This window comes from Denitratisoma oestradiolicum (genome assembly GCF_902813185.1).
Taxonomy (GTDB): Bacteria; Pseudomonadota; Gammaproteobacteria; order Burkholderiales; family Rhodocyclaceae; genus Denitratisoma; species Denitratisoma oestradiolicum.
Genome location: NZ_LR778301.1, coordinates 3178348 through 3194864 on the forward strand (window position 1 = coordinate 3178348; position 16517 = coordinate 3194864).

A 16517-nucleotide genomic window follows, 5' to 3' on the forward strand; every position below is an offset into this window, starting at 1 on the left:
CGGCCGCCGCTTTTATCCTTCCCCGACGCACCCCATGAGCTTTCTCGATCTTCCTCCCCTGCACCGTGCCGCGGGCCTCATCCGCCTGCCCGGTTCGAAAAGCATCTCCAACCGCACCCTGCTGCTGGCGGCCCTGGCGGCCGGCGATACGGAAATCCACGACCTGCTGGATTCCGACGACACCCGGGTGATGCTGGCCAGCCTGCGCCAGCTGGGCATAGACATAGCGCCCATCGGTCCCGACAGCTATCGGGTGAAGGGGGCCGGCGGGGTCTTTCCGGTCAAGGAAGCCAGCCTTTTCCTGGGCAACGCGGGCACGGCCTTCCGGCCCCTGACCGCCGCCCTGGCCCTTGCGGGGGGGCGCTACACCCTCTCCGGGGTACCCCGCATGCACGAGCGGCCCATCGGCGACCTGGTGGATGGCCTGCGCCAGATCGGTGCCGCCGTGGACTATCTGGAGAACCCGGGCTACCCCCCCCTGACCCTGCAACCGGCAGCCATCCGCCTGGACCGGCCGATCCGGGTGCGGGGCGACGTTTCCTCCCAGTTCCTCACCGCCCTGCTGATGGCCCTGCCCCTTTCCGGCCAGGCGGCGGTGATCGAGATGAGCACCGAGCTGATCTCCAAGCCCTATATCGAGATCACCCTGAACCTGATGGCCCGCTTCGGCGTGAAGGTGGAACGCCAGGGCTGGGAGCGCTTCAGCATTTCCGCCGGCCAGCGTTATCGCAGCCCTGGAACCATCCATGTGGAGGGCGACGCCTCCTCGGCCTCCTATTTCCTCGCCGCCGGTGCCATCGGCGGTGGCCCGGTGCGGGTGGAAGGCGTCGGCCGGGACAGCATCCAGGGGGATGTGGCCTTCGCCGCCGCTCTGGAGGCCATGGGTGCCCGAATCGAAATGGGGGCCAACTGGATGGAAGCCCGGTCTCCCGCCCACGGAAAGCTCAAGGCCTTCGACCTGGACCTGAATCACATCCCCGACGCCGCCATGACGCTGGCGGTGGCGGCCCTGTTCGCCGACGGCCCCTGCACCCTGCGCAACATTGCCTCCTGGCGGGTCAAGGAAACCGACCGCATCGCCGCCATGGCTGCCGAGCTGCGCAAGGTCGGCGCGACGGTGGAGGAAGACGCGGACTTCATTCGGGTCGTTCCACCCGCATCCCTGACTCCCAGCGCCTCCATCGCCACCTACGACGACCATCGCATGGCCATGTGTCTCTCCCTGGCGGCCCTGGGCGGCGTCCCGGTGCGCATCCTGGAACCGGAATGCGTGGCCAAGACCTTCCCGGACTATTTCGAGCGCTATGCCGAAGTGACGGCCCCGGTGATCGCCATCGACGGCCCCTCCGCCTCCGGCAAGGGCACGGTGGCGGCCCGGGTGGCCACCACCCTGGGCTACCACATGCTGGACAGCGGCGCCCTCTACCGGCTCACTGCCCTGGCGGCCCGGAAGGCTGGCGTGGCCTGGGAGGACGAGGCCGCCGTGGCCGCCATCGCCGCCGCCCTGCCGGCGGAATTCGAGGGAGAGCGCATCCTGCTCTCCGGCGAAGAAGTGAGCGAGGCCATCCGCAGCGAGGAAATGGGAGATGGTGCCTCGAAAGTGGCGGCCCTGCCGGCGGTGCGAGCCGCGCTGCTGGCCCGGCAGCGGGCCTACCGGCGCTGGCCGGGGCTGGTGGCCGACGGCCGGGACATGGGCTCGGTGGTCTTCCCCTGGGCCGAGTGCAAGGTTTTCCTCACGGCCAGCGCCGAGGCCCGGGCCGAAAGACGCCATAAACAGTTGATCGCAAAGGGAGTCCCTGCTAAGATCACGCCTCTTCTGCAAGACTTGCGCGAGCGCGACGCGCGCGATACCGCCCGTAGCGTCGCTCCCTTGCAGAAGTGCGCGGAAGCGGAACTGCTCGATACCTCGAATCTTTCCATCGAGCAGGCAGTGGCGGCAGTACTGGGCTGTGCCCGGGAACGCATCCACTAAAACCGCCGCGCAAGGGTGTCCGACAGGTGCCAGCCTGCCGGACGTTTTGCAACTTTCCCGCCGTCTCCCGACGGTGTGTATGGATGCCAAAAATCATGTCTGCTGTTATTGCCGAAAGTTTTGCCGATCTCTTTGAAGAGAGCCTTTCCCGCCAGGAAATGCGCGCCGGCGAAGTCATCACCGCCGAAGTCGTTCGCCTCGACCAGAATTACGTGGTCGTCAACGCCGGCCTCAAGTCCGAATCCTTCATCGACATCGCCGAGTTCAAGAATGATCGCGGTGAAGTCGAAGTCCAGCCGGGCGATTTCGTCCAGGTCGCCATCGAGATGCTCGAAGACGGCTACGGCGAGACCCGCCTGTCCCGCGACAAGGCCAAGCGCATCGCCGCCTGGAACGACCTGGACAAGGCCCTCAACGACAGCATTCTGGTCAAGGGCGTGATCACCGGCAAGGTCAAGGGCGGCCTCACCGTCATGACCAACGGCATCCGTGCCTTCCTGCCCGGCTCCCTGGTGGATACCCGTCCGGTCAAGGACACCACCCCCTACGAGGGCAAGGAATACGAATTCAAGGTCATCAAGCTCGACCGCAAGCGCAACAACGTGGTGCTGTCGCGCCGCGCCGTGCTTGAGGCCTCCATGGGCGAAGAGCGCCAGAAGCTGCTGGAAACCCTCCAGGAAGGCACCATCATCAAGGGCATCGTCAAGAACATCACCGACTACGGCGCCTTCGTGGACCTGGGCGGCATCGATGGCCTGCTGCACATCACCGACCTGGCCTGGCGCCGCGTCCGTCACCCTTCCGAAGTGCTCACCGTGGGTGACGAGATCACCGCCAAGGTGCTCAAGTTCGACCAGGAGAAGAACCGCGTCTCCCTGGGCATGAAGCAGCTGGGCGAAGATCCCTGGGTGGGCATCGCCCGCCGCTATCCCTTCAGCACCCGCCTGTTCGGCAAGGTCACCAACCTCACCGACTACGGCGCCTTCGTCGAAATCGAGCAGGGCATCGAGGGCCTGGTGCACGTCTCCGAGATGGACTGGACCAACAAGAACATCCATCCCTCCAAGGTTGTCCAGCTGGGCGATGAGGTGGAAGTGATGATCCTGGAAATCGACGAGGACCGTCGCCGCATCTCCCTGGGCATGAAGCAGTGCCTGTCCAACCCCTGGGATGATTTTGCCCAGAACCACAAGAAGGGCGACAAGGTCAAGGGCGCCATCAAGTCCATCACCGACTTCGGCATCTTCATCGGCCTGCCCGGCGGTATCGATGGCCTGGTGCACCTCTCCGACCTGTCCTGGAACGTGGCCGGCGAAGAAGCCAAGCAGAACTACAAGAAGGGCGACGAAGTGGAAGCCATGGTGCTGGCCATCGACGTCGAGAAGGAGCGCATCTCCTTGGGCATCAAGCAGATGGATGGCGATCCCTTCACCAGCTTCATCGCCACCCACGACAAGAACAGCCTGGTCAACGGCACCGTCAAGAGCGTGGATCAGCGTGGCGCGGTGATCGATCTGGGCGGTGACGTGGAAGGCTATCTGCGCGCTTCCGAAGCCACCCGCGAGCGTATCGAGGATCTGCGTACCCTGTACAAGGAAGGCGATGCCGTCGAGGCCGTGATCATCAACGTGGATCGCAAGACCCGCTCCATCAGCCTGTCCATCAAGGCGAAGGATCAGGCCGAGCAGAATGCGGTGATGCAGAAGCTGGCTTCGGAAAGCTCCGGTTCCGCAGGTACCACCAACCTCGGTGCCCTGCTCAAGGCCAAGCTGAACCAGAACTAAACTGCTGCAGCCGCCCATGACCAAGTCCGAGCTGATCGACAAGCTGTCGGCCCGTTTCCCCCAATTGGTGGCGAAGGATGCCGATTTCGCGGTGAAGACCATTCTGGATGCGATGACCCTTGCCCTGGCACGGGGAGATCGCATCGAGATCCGCGGCTTCGGCAGCTTCGCCCTCAACTATCGCCCTCCCCGGGTCGGACGCAACCCCAAGTCCGGCACCAAGGTACAGGTGCCGGCCAAGTATGTGCCGCATTTCAAGGCGGGCAAGGAGTTGCGGGAGCGGGTGGATCAGAACGGTCAGAACGACTAGCGTTATGGGCGCCCTGCTGGCGCTGTATCGGGCGGGCGGCATTCGTTGCGGATGCCGCCCGTTTTTCATGATCGAAGGGTTTGCTGCGGGCTGAAGCATGAAAATTCTGATCTGGCTGTTGCGTATCGTCGTCTTCATCGCCCTGTTCGGTCTGGCCGTCAAGAACAGCGCGACCGTGGAATTACGCTTTTTCTTCGATCAACATGTCCTGGCACCCTTATCCTTGGTGCTGCTGGCGGCCTTTGCCGCCGGGGCCATGGTGGGCGTGACTGCCGCCCTGGCCACCCTGATAAGGCAAAAACGAGAACTGAGCCTTCTGCGCCGCCAGGCCAGGGCACCGGAGACGCGCTGAATCGTGGAAATCCAACTTTGGTGGCTGCTGGCCCTGCCAGCCTTTTTCGTCCTCGGCTGGGTCGCCGCCCGTATCGACATCAAGCATCTGGTGCGTGAGTCCCAGGCCCTGCCCCGCTCCTATTTCCGCGGCCTCAACTTCCTGCTCAACGAACAGCCGGACAAGGCCATCGAAGCCTTCCTCGAAGCGGCCCGGGTGGATACCGAAACCATCGAGCTGCATTTCGCCCTGGGCAGCCTGTTCCGCCGCCGAGGCGAGACCGACCGGGCCATCCGGGTCCATCAGAATCTGGTGGAACGGGAAGGACTGAGGCCGGAGCAAAGCCTGCATGCCCTGTCCGAGCTGGGCCAGGACTACCTGAAGGCGGGTCTCCTGGACCGGGCTGAGGACATTTTCGTCAAACTGCGGGGCACGGCCCGGGACGAGGAGGCTCTGCGCTTCCTGCTGGAAATCTACCAGCAGGAGAAGGAGTGGGGCCAGGCCATCGCCACCACCGCCGCCATGCCTGGCCATGCCGATCACCTTTGGCAGAAGGATATGGCCGAGTTCCATTGCGAGCTGGCTGCCGGAGAACTGCTCCATGGCCACTTCGCCGAGGCCCGGCAGCACCTGGACGAGGCCCTGCGGGCCAATCGCAAATGCGTACGGGCCACCATCCTGCATGGTGATCTGGCCTGGAGCGAGGGCGATGCCGAGGGCGCCATCGAGGCCTGGAAGCGGGTGGAGGGACAAAGCCCGGCCTATCTGGCCCTGGTAGCCACCAAGTTACAGGAAGCCCACATCAAACTAGGGCGGGACGAACAGGGTCTGCAATTGCTGCGGGGCTACCTGGAACGCCACTCCTCCCTCGATCTGCTGGACGTGGTGGCCCAGGTGGAGCAGGAACAGCGGGGGCCGGAATCCGCCTACAAACTGGTGCGGGATGAATTGCGGCGCAACCCCACCCTGCTGGGCCTGGATCGCCTGCTGGAAGCCCAGGTGCTGATGGCTCCGCCGGAGCGGCGCGGCGACCTGGAACTGGTGCGCAACCTGATCCACGCCCATACCCGCCGCGTGGCCCGCTACCGTTGCGACAGCTGTGGCTTCAAGGCCCGCCAGTTCCACTGGCGCTGCCCCGCCTGCGGCGGCTGGGAAACTTATCCGCCCAAGCGGACGGAAGAATTCGATTTGACCCCGTGAGGTCCTGGAGCCTCGCGTCTTTAAAGGATTGACTGTGAAGATCACCGTAATCGGAACCGGCTATGTGGGCCTGGTCAGCGGCACCTGTCTGGCCGATGTGGGCAACGACGTGCTCTGTCTGGATGTGGACGCCAACAAGATCCGCATCCTCAATGAAGGGGGCATCCCCATCTACGAGCCGGGCCTGGAGGCCATGGTGAAGAAGAACGAGGCCGCCGGCCGGCTGCGTTTCACCACCGACATCGAGGCTGCCGTGGCCCATGGCGCCATCCAGTTCATCGCCGTGGGCACCCCCCCGGACGAGGATGGCTCCGCCGACCTGCAATACGTGCTGGCCGCCGCCCGCAACGTGGGCCGCCACATGACTGACTACAAGGTGGTGGTGGACAAGAGCACCGTGCCCGTGGGCACCGCCGACAAGGTACGGGCCGCCATCGCCGAGGAGTTGGCCCAGCGGGGTGTGGATACCCCCTACAGCGTCGTCTCCAATCCCGAGTTCCTCAAGGAAGGCGCGGCGGTGGAGGACTTCATGAAGCCCGACCGCATCGTCGTCGGCGCCGAGGATCCCCGCGCCATCGACCTGATGCGGGAGCTCTATGCTCCCTTCCAGCGCAACCACGAGCGCCTGATCATGATGGACGTGCGCTCCGCCGAGCTGACCAAGTACGCCGCCAACGCCATGCTGGCCACCCGCATCAGCTTCATGAACGAACTGGCCAACCTGGCCGAGAAGCTGGGGGCCGACATCGAGCACGTGCGCCATGGCATGGGCTCGGACCCCCGCATCGGCTACCACTTCCTCTATCCCGGCTGCGGCTACGGCGGTTCCTGCTTCCCCAAGGACGTCCAGGCCCTGGAGCGCACCGCACGGGAAGCCGGGCAGGAACTGAAGATCCTCGCCGCCGTGGAGGCCGCCAACGAAGTCCAGAAGCACGTGCTCACCGGCAAGATCGTCCAGCATTTCGGCGCCGACCTCTCGGGCCGGACCTTCGCCCTCTGGGGCCTGGCCTTCAAGCCCAACACCGACGACATGCGGGAAGCCCCCAGCCGGGCACTGATCGGCGACCTGCTGGCCCGGGGCGCCCGGGTGCGGGCCTATGATCCCGTGGCCATCCATGAAGCGCAGCGGATCTTCGAAGGAGAGGCCGGCGTCGAATTCGCCGCCAGCCCCATGGATGCCCTGGCCGACGCCGACGCCCTGGCCATCGTCACCGAATGGAAGGAATTCCGCAGCCCCGACTTCGATGCCATCAAGAGTCAGTTGCGCCACCCGGTGATCTTCGATGGCCGCAACCTCTACGATCCGGCCCATCCGCGCCGGGCCGGCCTCGAATATTTCCCCATCGGACGCAAGTAACCAATGGATAACAACAGCGCTGCTGGATTCGATGTAGTTTTGATGTCCCAGATATGAACACTATCCCTGATACCTCCCAGGCCCGCATTCTCGTCGTCGGCGACGTGATGCTGGACCGTTACTGGTTCGGCGACGTGGCCCGAATCTCCCCCGAGGCGCCGGTGCCGGTGGCCAAGATCGAGCGCACCGAGGATCGGCCCGGCGGCGCGGCCAACGTGGCGCGCAACTGCCGCGCCCTGGGCGCCCCCACCGGGCTGCTCTCGGTGGTGGGAGCGGACGAGCCGGGCCAGACCTTGGCCCGGCTGCTCTCCAGTTCCGGGGTCGATGCCAGCCTCCATGAGGACGCCAAGCTCAACACCACGGTCAAGCTGCGGGTGGTGGCCCGCCAGCAGCAACTGATCCGCATCGACTTCGAGAATGCCCCGGACCACGAGGTACTGCAATCCAAGCTGGCGGAGTTCTCCCAACGGGTGCAGGACTGCGACGCGGTGATCCTTTCCGACTACGGCAAGGGCGGCCTGACCCACATCACCGCCATGATCCGCATGGCCCGGGAGGCGGGCAAGCCGGTGCTGGTGGACCCCAAGGGCGACGACTACGCCCGCTATGCCGGCGCCACGGTGATCACCCCCAACCGGGCCGAACTGCGGGAGGTCGTCGGTCGCTGGGGCAGCGAGGAAGAACTGAACCGCAAGGCCCACGGCCTGCGCCGGGAACTGGGCCTCGCCGCCCTGCTGCTGACCCGGTCCGAGGAGGGCATGACCCTGTTCTCCGATGCCGGCGAAAGCCACGAACCGGCCCAGGCCCGGGAGGTGTTCGATGTCTCCGGCGCCGGCGACACGGTGATCGCCACCCTCGCGGTGATGCTGGCCAGCGGCCTGTCCCTGCCCGCGGCCATGAAAATGGCCAACCGGGCCGCCGGCATCGTGGTGGGCAAGCTCGGAACAGCGGTATGCTCCCGCGAGGAATTGCAGGCGCCATGACATTGCGCGATCCACAGGCAAAAGGAAAACTTGCATGAGTTACTACGTCGTCACCGGCGCCGCCGGTTTCATCGGTTCCAATATCGTCAAGGCCCTCAATGACCGGGGCATTACCGACATCATCGCCGTCGACAACCTGAAGAAGGCCGACAAATTCAAGAATCTGGTGGATTGCCAGATCGCCGACTACATCGACAAGAACGAATTCCTCGACCTGATCGAGGACGGCTATTTCGACGGCGCCATCGAGGCCCTACTGCACCAGGGAGCCTGCTCCGACACCATGGAAACCGATGGCGCCTACATGATGGCCAACAACTTCCGCTACTCCCAGTCCCTGCTGGACTACTGCCTGGACCAGGAAGTGCCCTACCTCTACGCTTCCTCCGCCTCGGTCTATGGCGGCGGCAGCGTGTTCAAGGAGGAGCGTGCCCACGAGGCGCCCCTCAACGTCTATGGCTACTCCAAGTTCCTCTTCGACCAGATCGTGCGCCGCCGTCTGGCCGACGCCAGCTCGCCGGTGACGGGCTTTCGCTATTTCAATGTCTATGGCCCCCGGGAACAGCACAAGGGACGCATGGCCTCGGTGGCCTTCCACCACTTCAACCAATACCGGGCCGAAGGCAAGGTCAAGCTGTTCGAGGGCTGCGACGGCTACGCCCACGGCGCCCAGAGCCGTGACTTCGTCTTCGTCGAGGATGTGGTCAAGGTGAACCTGCACTTCCTCGACAAGGGCACCTCCGGCATCTACAACCTGGGCACCGGTCGCGCCCAGCCCTTCAACGACGTGGCCGAGGCCACGGTGAATGCCTGCCGCGCCGCCGAAGGCAAGCCAACCCTGTCCCTGGCCGAGATGGTGGCCCAGGGCCTGGTGGAATACGTGGAATTCCCCGAAGCCCTGAAGGGCAAGTACCAGAGCTTCACCCAGGCCGATCTCTCCAATCTGCGGGGCGCCGGCTATGAAGGCGAATTCGCCACCGTGGGCGAGGGTGTCGCCCGATACGTCCAGCATCTGCTGCAAGCGCGATGAACTACAAAACCCTGGAAGACCACGTCGGCAATACCCCCCTGGTGCAGTTGAAGCGCATCCCCGGGGCGGACAACGAGCGCCGCGGCAATGTGATCCTGGCCAAGCTGGAGGGCAACAATCCCGCCGGCTCGGTAAAGGACAGGCCGGCCCTGTCCATGATCGTGCGGGCCGAGGCTCGGGGCGAGATCAAACCCGGCGACACCCTGATCGAGGCCACCTCCGGCAACACCGGCATCGCCCTGGCCATGGCCGCCGCCATGCGCGGCTATCGCATGATCCTGGTGATGCCCGAGAGCCAGAGCGTGGAGCGTTGCCAGACCATGAGCGCCTTCGGCGCCGAGCTGATCCTCACCCCCCGCGCCGGGGGCATGGAAGCGGCCCGTGACCTGGCCGAGCGCATGGTGCGGGAAGGCAAGGGTCGGATGCTGGACCAGTTCGGCAACCCGGACAATCCCCTGGCCCACTACGAGGGCACGGGCCCCGAGATCTGGCGCGACACGGAAGGACGCATCAGCCACTTCGTCTCCAGCATGGGCACCACGGGCACCATCATGGGCTGCTCCCGCTATTTCAAGGAGCAGAACCCGGCCATCCAGATCATTGGCTGCCAGCCCAGCGAAGGCTCCCAGATTCCCGGTATCCGCAAGTGGCCGGAAGCCTACCTGCCCCGCATCTACGACCGTTCCCGGGTGGACCGGATCGAATCCGTCAGCCAGGCCGAGGCCGAGGCCATGACCCGGCGCCTGGCCGCCGAGGAAGGCATCTTCGCCGGCATTTCCTCCGGCGGCGCCCTGCACGTGGCCCTGCGTCTCTCCGCCGAACTGGAGCATGCCACCCTCGTCACCATCGTCTGCGACCGGGGCGACCGCTATCTGTCCACCGGGGTGTTCCCGGTCTGACCTCGGTGGGCCCGGGGCCGGTCAGCCGAGGGCGTCGTTGATCTGCTCGTGAAATTCGGCCACGCCCACCGCGGCATCGATCTCCCGTGGCATCGCGTCGCGTATGGAGAACACCCCCACGATCTTTTGACGGGCGGTAACGATGGGGAGGTGTCGGAAGCCCCGCTCAATCATGATCAGCACGGCATCGGTGACCGTGGTCTCCGGCGTCACGCAAAACGGGTTTCGGGTCATGACCTCGGTGACCGTGGTCGTTTTCGGCTCCCGTCCTTCGGCCAACACCCGCGACATGAGATCCCGCTCGGTAAGGATGCCGATCAGCTCGCTGTTGGCGTCGATGATCAGCACGCTGCCGCATTGGGCGCGGGTCATGACACAGGCCGCCTGATAGACGCTGGCCTTCGGGTCCAGACTGACCACCTGGCGCGGCAACAAGGACTGGAAAACAGTGCGTTCGGTCATGATGAGTCTCCCTGTGAGAAAACTGCCACCGTTATTGGGGAACAGGCCCCCTGCCCCACCAAGGCTTGTCCCGCGTTTTATTCTAGTGACTAACCACTTAAGTTTTGACAAATCGCGCAAAGAATTGCGAGCGAAACGAGCCAAATCAGTCGCCTCCCCTGCGAGGGGGAGGATGGGAGGGGCCGGCCGCTGATCAGGGAATTTACATGCCCTCCGTCTCCATGAACTGCAACATCTCGTCGGGAGAATCGGTGAAGTCCCGGATGCTGTTTGCCATAGGAATGCTGCTGTCGAAGCGTTCCTCCTGGCGGGCATAGCAGCTCCCGATCAGGTCTCTCGCCACATGGGGGATGGCCGGATATTTTTGCAGCATCGCGGCCCCGTCGAACATCCGGCTTCCCGCCACGAACAGGCCCATGTGCAGCACATAGGCCGCTTCCAGGACATCGCCGCTGAAATGTTGCGGGGCCCACTGGGTGAAACCCTTGAACAGGGATACCCCCGCCACCTGCGCCGGGCCAACGAGGGTTTGCAGGTCCGAAGACCAGTCATGGACCAGTTCGCCATCCACCAGCACCTGGGCCCGGGTCAGGCCGTCCTTCAGGTCCGGCACGGCCACATCGAACTGCCGCTGGCCCCTCTCCCGCAAGGCATGGGCTGCAGCCAGTCCCAGCAGGTTGAGAAGATGGGTACAGTGCAGGCGGGGGTCCTGGTACTCCCGGAAAGTCGTCCAACTGGCGGTGAGAGGCTGCCCCGCCAGGGCCGACAACTGGGTGGTCGCACCGGGGCAGGTCATGGTGGGATAACGCACCCACTCGGCATCCACGGCAGCGATACACCCGTCCTGGTGGTGAAGTACCAGCTTACAGGCATGCATGGTGTCCTCCAGCCCCGCCAGGACGGACTGGCCATGATTTTCCAGCCGGATGCGGCGACGGAAGATTCCCGTCCCGTAGGACGGGTTGGGAATCGGCGGAAAAGGATAGAAGGCCATGGGATGCCCTCAGACGATGATCGTGCCCCCATCCACGTGGATCACCTGACCGGTGATCCAGCGTCCGTCACTGGAGACCAGGGCGGCGATGCCGTCAGCAATGTCCTCGGGCTGGCCCAGTCGTCTCATGGCGGCAGACGCCGCGCCATATTTGCGCAGGGCCTCGGCGTCACCCCCCTCCAGCATCGGCGTATCGGTCATGCCCGGGGACACTGCATTGACGGTGATGCCCCGGGGCGCCAGTTCCCGGGCCAGCACCTTGGTGAAACCTTCCACTGCCATCTTGCTGGCCACATAGAGAGCCATGCCCGCCGTATTGGCCACCGTGGCGCCGGTGGAAAGGTTGATGATGCGGCCGTTGTCCTCGATATGGCGGGCCGCCTCCCGGCACATCATGAAGGTGCCCCGGGCATTGACGTTGAAGGTGAAGTCGTAGTGGCTCATGGGGATGTCGGCAAAGGGCTTCATATGGCCGATGCCGGCATTGTTGATCACCACATCCACCCGGCCGTAGTGGGCCTTGGCGGCGGCGAAAAAAGCCACCACCTCATCCTCCACGGTGACATCCACCTTGCAGGCCCAGGCCTTGCCGCCCGCCGCCTCGATCTGCCTGACGGTTTCCTCGGCACCGACGGCGGAGCGGGAGTAACCCACCACCACGGCAAAGCCGTCCCTGGCCAGACGCAGGCTGACGGCCCGGCCGATGCCGGTGCCGCCGCCGCTGATCAGGGCGACCCGTTGCGTTGTCGTGCTCATGCTGTCTCCTTTGATGTATTCATGGCCCGGCCCAGGGCGCTGACCACCTCGGCGGCCAGGGTCGGGTCGGCAATATAGCCGGTGGGGCTGATGCGATCCATGGTGCCACGATAGCGACTGACGATGGCCTGGGCGGCTTCCTCCGGCGTGCCGATGATGGCAACGGCATCCAGCAGTTCGTCGTCGATCCGCGTCGCCATCTCGGCCCAACGGCCCTGCTTGCTCAGGGCGTTGAGCTCGCCGTGGAGCCCGGCCCTATCCACCGACTCCAGCACCGGCAGATAGGCCGGCGTCGAGGCGTAGAAGGCCACCTGGGCGCGCATGGCATCGCGGGCCTGCTCCAGCTCGGCCGAGTTGCGGCCGGCCCCCACCAGGATCTGGCAGGAAATCTCCATGTCCTCCCGCTTGCTTCCACGCTTTGCCAGGCCCCGGTCCAGGGCCGGCAGGGCCAGTTGTTCCAGGTAGGCTGCGGAGTGAAAGGGATGAACCAGATAGCCGTCGGCCACTTCGCCCGCCACTTCGGTCATGGCCGGGCCGACGCCGGCCAGGAATACCCGAGGCGGGCCGTAGGGGTTGGGGGGCGGCGCCAGCAGGGGCGGCATCAGGGTGTGGGTGTAGAACTCGCCGCGGAAATTGAGGGGCGTGCCCTTCTGCCAGCCCTCCCAGATGGCCCTCAGGGCCAGGACGAATTCCCGCATCCGGGCTGCGGGGGCAGACCAGGGCATGGAAAAACGCTTTTCGATGTGGACCTTGATCTGGGAACCCAGGCCCAGAATGAAACGGCCCTTGGAGAGGGTTTGCAGGTCGTTGCCCAACTGGGCCACCACCATGGGGTTGCGGGCGAAGGCCACGGCGATGGCGGTGATCAGTTCCATGCGCTGGGTATGCTCGGCGGCGAAAGCCAGGGGCAGGAAGGGATCGGTGCGACCGTCGAAGGTGTAGGCGCCATCGAAGCCCCGGGCTTCCAGGTCCCGGGCCAGGGGGCCGGCTTCCAGGGCGTTCGCAACGTTCAGGGGGGCGTCGATTTTCATGCTTCATCTCCTGGGGGGACTTCGGCCTGGGGCCAGTTGTCGTTGATGCTGGAGCGCCATTGGGGCAGGCGCTTTTCGGCATAGGCCGTACCTCCCTCGATGGCATCCTCGGTGCCCATGCTTTGCCCCAGCCAGTGGGTCTCCAGCCGGGCCACTCGGGGCAGGGGCGCCGTGGCAGCCTGGAGCAGCAGGCGCTTGGTCATGGCCACCGCCAGGGGCGAGCACTGGCTGGCGATCTCCCGGGCCAGTTCCATGGCCACGTTCAACACCTCGGCGGCGGGCACCACCCGCAGGGCCAGGCCCATGGCCGCCGCCTCGCTGCCGCTGATGCGGCGTCCGGTCAGCAGCAGCTCGTTGGCCCGCTCGGTGCCGATCAGGCGCGGCAGGGTCCAGTGGATGTAGGCATCGGCCACCACGCCACGCCGCACCTGGAGAAAGCCGTACTTGCCCTCTTCCGCCAGCACCCGGAAATCGGCCTGGACCGCCAGGCTCAGGCCCAGGCCCACGGCGGAACCATTGACGGCGGCGATGACGGGTTTGCGAATCTCGAAGGCCGCAGTGGAGAGGGCCGCGGCGCTGAAGTCGCCGCCCTCGTAACTATTGAAGGTGGCAGCACCACCACTCATGTCTGCCCCCGCGCAGAAAGCCTTGCCGGCCCCGGTGACCACCACCACCCGCACCTCGTCGTCGGCATCGGCCCGGCGATAGGCGTCGGACCATTCCTCGCCCAGGGTGCCGGAGAAGGCGTTGAGGGCCTGGGGGCGATTCAGGGTAATGAGCGCGATGTGGTCGCGCACTTCGTAGAGAATGTCCTGGTACATGGGGGCATCCATGAAATGGGGTTAAGGCGAGTATAAGGAAGGGATCGGATCGGTCGGCGTTCGCATTTCGGCCCCGCCTTGGCCCGGCCGGGTCAGGAACCATGGGCTACAATCGCGCCCATCCCCACCTGGCCGGCCTGAACCGGTCTACGCCATGACACCCGTCCTCGTCTTCGACATCGAGACCATTCCCGACATCACCGGCCTGCGCCAGATCCACGAGTTGCCGGCGGAACTCTCCGACGCAGAGGTGGCGGAATATGCCTTCCAGAAACAGCGGGCCCGGAACGGCAGCGACTTCCTGCCCCTGCATCTGCAACGGGTAGCGGTGATCTCCTGCGCCATGCGCTCCGACGAGGGCTTCAAGGTCTGGTCCCTGGCCGAGCCCAAGCTCAATGAAGGCGAGATCATCCAGCGCTTCTATTCCGGCATCGAGAAATACACCCCCCAGATCGTCTCCTGGAACGGCGGCGGCTTCGACCTGCCGGTGCTGCACTACCGGGGCCTGATCCACGGCGTGGCAGCGCCCCGCTACTGGGAGACCGGCGAGGGCGGCTCCTACGATGCACGGGACTTCAAGTGGAACAACTACATCAGCCGCTACCATAGCCGGCACCTGGACCTGATGGACCTGCTGGCCCTCTACCAGCCCCGGGCCAACGCGCCCCTGGACGAACTGGCCAAGCTCATGGGCCTGCCCGGCAAGCTGGGCATGGACGGTTCCGCCGTCTGGCAGGGTTGGCTGGATGGCCATATCGATGACATCCGCGACTACTGCGAGACCGATGTGGTGAATACCTACCTGGTCTATCTGCGCTTCCAGCAGATGCGCGGCCACCTGACCCCGGCCGAGCATGCCGAGGAAGTGGCCTTCGTCCGCGCCCAGCTGGAGGCTTCGCCTCAGGAGCATTGGCGGAAGTTTCTCGCGGCCTGGGGGTAATGCCGGGACTCGGCCCGGCGGCCGACCTACTTTCTTGCTTGTGCAAGAAAGTAGGCAAAGAAGCATACGGTGTAGAAGTCAAGTACATAGGTTACAAATCAGTCCAAGGACATGGGTAACATGTATTTACCCTGCAAGGCAGTCTTCAAGTGGAGGCCGCCATGCCCTGGAAGAAAGTGAAACCGATGGACGAGAAAGTACTCTTCATAGCCGATTACCTGCGCCAGCAAGGCAGCTTCAGCGACCTGTGCGACCACTATGGCATTAGTCACAAGGCTACAAATGGGTTGCTCGCTACCGCCAGCAAGGCACTGATGGACTGGAAGGAAGAGCAAAGCCGACGTCCCAAGGACTGTAGCACTGTTACCCATCCTTGCCCGGGAAACAATCGGCGAGTTGCATGACCGAGTGCACGCACTTGATGAACGCATCCTTGCCTACGACCGAAAGATCACCGCGTTAGCGAAACAAAGCGAACCTGTTCAGCGGTTGATGGCGATTGAAGGTATTGGTCCCATCACGGCCACGGCAGAAGTGGCCCGTGTGGGCAACGCTCAGGCATTCAAGAATGGCCGCCAATTCGCCGCATGGCTGGGTCTGACGCCACGGCAGAACTCCAAGCGGTGGCAAGACGCGCGGCGCCATCAGCAAGCGCGGTGACGTCGTGCTGCGCACCCTGCTGATCCATGGCACCCGTTCCGCCTTGCAGCGCATGGCGAACAAGACGGATCGGAAGAGCCTCTGGGCAGAAGCGCTCAAGGCCAGCGCGTGCAACAACGTGGCCGCTGTTGCATTGGCCGCCAAGAATGCTCATATCATCTGAGCCATGTTGGCTCGGGGTACCGAGTACCGGGTAGCCGTCTGACGTCGGTCGTGTTCATCCGTAGTACCAGTGATGTCCTACCTGGAGTTTGCGAGCGGAGCGTGTTGATGGGATGACGGTTCAAACCGACGCGGAAAGAGCCTGATAACGTGCTTGGCCAACGCAAGGCCGCTCTACTAATGAGGCTCCCGTGGTGCATATGTCATCAGGGCCGGTGCTGACGGGCGCCACAGTAGGCCGGATAGATTCCTGCAGGCTTGTCCATCAGACCAAATTCACTTTCATCTTGCAAATCAGGGGGAGTCCATAGATTCGTTTGCAGGGATACAAGTGCCAATGACCGGACAGTGGTGTTTATCGGCCAGATCCCAAAGCTTGGCTTGCTTTTCCGTCGATCCGCCTGCCGGAGTGGTCGGAATGGCAAAGTCCTCGAGAGGCTGGGCTTTCGGAAGTCCGGCAAGCAGGCCGCGGCTCAGGGAACTCAGCTTAGGAGAAGGCATGTTGTTTCCTCTGGCCATTAGTCTCCAGACGGATACTAGCGCGCTCGCACAGAGCGCTTAGTTCGGCATCTACTTCCGGCGCATTGGAGAGATGTTCCAATAGCCGCGCAGCTTGGCGAGCTGCCGCAGGACAGCCGGTTTCACTGTGGTGGAGTAGCAGGGCAAGGGCGCCTGCCCAGAGTTCGGTCGATGGCATGGGGAGCTCCGGCTAAGGGAAATCAGTTTAGGGAAAGCGCTGTCCAGAGAAGTACGCCGGCGAGGAGGATGTGGGTAATCAAACCGTGGATGCCCTATCCGTTATTGACGTTTGGGTTGTTGAGAGTG

The 16517-nt window shown here is 64.3% G+C and carries 18 protein-coding genes; 13 read left to right on the top strand and 5 right to left on the bottom strand.

Features of this window, described 5'->3' with window-relative positions; genetic code table 11:
* Window positions 1–34 precede the first annotated feature (34 nt).
* The 9 genes from DENOEST_RS14390 (at window position 35) to cysM (ending at window position 9866) form a co-directional block, all read left to right on the top strand.
* On the top strand, window positions 35–1972 hold the full coding sequence (locus DENOEST_RS14390) for a bifunctional 3-phosphoshikimate 1-carboxyvinyltransferase/cytidylate kinase (protein WP_145770740.1): 1938 nt from the start codon (window positions 35–37) through the stop codon (window positions 1970–1972).
* A gap of 95 nt (window positions 1973–2067) precedes the next feature.
* On the top strand, window positions 2068–3756 hold the full coding sequence (rpsA, locus tag DENOEST_RS14395) for a 30S ribosomal protein S1 (protein WP_145770741.1): 1689 nt from the start codon (window positions 2068–2070) through the stop codon (window positions 3754–3756).
* Window positions 3757–3772: 16 nt separating this feature from the next.
* The gene (locus DENOEST_RS14400) at window positions 3773–4066 is read left to right on the top strand and encodes an integration host factor subunit beta (RefSeq protein ID WP_145770742.1); all 294 of its coding nucleotides are present in this window, start codon (window positions 3773–3775) and stop codon (window positions 4064–4066) included.
* A 97-nt stretch (window positions 4067–4163) separates the two neighbouring features.
* Window positions 4164–4418, top strand: coding sequence for a LapA family protein (locus DENOEST_RS14405; protein WP_145770743.1), 255 nt, complete (start codon window positions 4164–4166; stop codon window positions 4416–4418).
* 3 nt (window positions 4419–4421) lie between these two features.
* Complete coding sequence (gene lapB / locus DENOEST_RS14410; RefSeq protein ID WP_145770744.1) at window positions 4422–5597, top strand: lipopolysaccharide assembly protein LapB; 1176 nt, start codon at window positions 4422–4424, stop codon at window positions 5595–5597.
* A gap of 34 nt (window positions 5598–5631) precedes the next feature.
* A complete protein-coding gene (locus tag DENOEST_RS14415) occupies window positions 5632–6954 on the top strand; it encodes a UDP-glucose dehydrogenase family protein (RefSeq protein WP_145770745.1) in 1323 nt (440 codons plus the stop codon).
* A gap of 53 nt (window positions 6955–7007) precedes the next feature.
* Window positions 7008–7937 (top strand): D-glycero-beta-D-manno-heptose-7-phosphate kinase, encoded by a 930-nt coding sequence (gene rfaE1, locus DENOEST_RS14420; RefSeq protein WP_145770746.1) that lies wholly within the window; start codon window positions 7008–7010, stop codon window positions 7935–7937.
* Between the two features lie 34 nt (window positions 7938–7971).
* The gene (gene rfaD / locus DENOEST_RS14425) at window positions 7972–8967 is read left to right on the top strand and encodes an ADP-glyceromanno-heptose 6-epimerase (RefSeq protein ID WP_145770747.1); all 996 of its coding nucleotides are present in this window, start codon (window positions 7972–7974) and stop codon (window positions 8965–8967) included.
* Window positions 8964–9866, top strand: a complete 903-nt coding sequence (cysM, locus tag DENOEST_RS14430) for a cysteine synthase CysM (RefSeq protein WP_145770748.1) — start codon at window positions 8964–8966, stop codon at window positions 9864–9866. Before rfaD ends, cysM begins: the two co-directional genes overlap by 4 nt.
* A 21-nt stretch (window positions 9867–9887) precedes the next feature.
* Here the strand turns inward: cysM and DENOEST_RS14435 are convergent, their stop codons facing one another.
* From DENOEST_RS14435 to DENOEST_RS14455, 5 genes are all read right to left on the bottom strand, one after another.
* Complete coding sequence (locus tag DENOEST_RS14435; RefSeq protein ID WP_145770749.1) at window positions 9888–10328, bottom strand: CBS domain-containing protein; 441 nt, start codon at window positions 10326–10328, stop codon at window positions 9888–9890.
* 202 nt (window positions 10329–10530) lie between these two features.
* Complete coding sequence (locus tag DENOEST_RS14440; RefSeq protein WP_145770750.1) at window positions 10531–11322, bottom strand: DUF2889 domain-containing protein; 792 nt, start codon at window positions 11320–11322, stop codon at window positions 10531–10533.
* Window positions 11323–11331: 9 nt separating this feature from the next.
* A complete protein-coding gene (locus tag DENOEST_RS14445; RefSeq protein WP_197970627.1) occupies window positions 11332–12078 on the bottom strand; it encodes an SDR family oxidoreductase in 747 nt (248 codons plus the stop codon).
* Window positions 12075–13109, bottom strand: coding sequence for a TIGR03617 family F420-dependent LLM class oxidoreductase (locus DENOEST_RS14450; RefSeq protein WP_145770751.1), 1035 nt, complete (start codon window positions 13107–13109; stop codon window positions 12075–12077). Before DENOEST_RS14450 ends, DENOEST_RS14445 begins: the two co-directional genes overlap by 4 nt.
* A complete protein-coding gene (locus DENOEST_RS14455; protein ID WP_145770752.1) occupies window positions 13106–13930 on the bottom strand; it encodes an enoyl-CoA hydratase/isomerase family protein in 825 nt (274 codons plus the stop codon). The genes DENOEST_RS14450 and DENOEST_RS14455 overlap by 4 nt, the downstream gene beginning before the upstream one ends.
* A 154-nt stretch (window positions 13931–14084) precedes the next feature.
* On the opposite strand from DENOEST_RS14455, the gene DENOEST_RS14460 reads away from it, so the two are divergent.
* From DENOEST_RS14460 to DENOEST_RS20680, 4 genes are all read left to right on the top strand, one after another.
* Window positions 14085–14870, top strand: coding sequence for a 3'-5' exonuclease (locus tag DENOEST_RS14460; protein WP_145770753.1), 786 nt, complete (start codon window positions 14085–14087; stop codon window positions 14868–14870).
* Between the two features lie 161 nt (window positions 14871–15031).
* Window positions 15032–15274: a hypothetical protein gene (locus tag DENOEST_RS20735; RefSeq protein ID WP_197970628.1), complete on the top strand. Its 243-nt coding sequence runs from the start codon at window positions 15032–15034 to the stop codon at window positions 15272–15274.
* Between the two features lie 4 nt (window positions 15275–15278).
* The gene (locus DENOEST_RS20675) at window positions 15279–15530 is read left to right on the top strand and encodes a transposase (protein WP_145770754.1); all 252 of its coding nucleotides are present in this window, start codon (window positions 15279–15281) and stop codon (window positions 15528–15530) included.
* Window positions 15531–15534: 4 nt separating this feature from the next.
* On the top strand, window positions 15535–15693 hold the full coding sequence (locus tag DENOEST_RS20680; RefSeq protein WP_408640029.1) for a hypothetical protein: 159 nt from the start codon (window positions 15535–15537) through the stop codon (window positions 15691–15693).
* The last annotated feature ends 824 nt before the right edge of the window (window positions 15694–16517 follow it).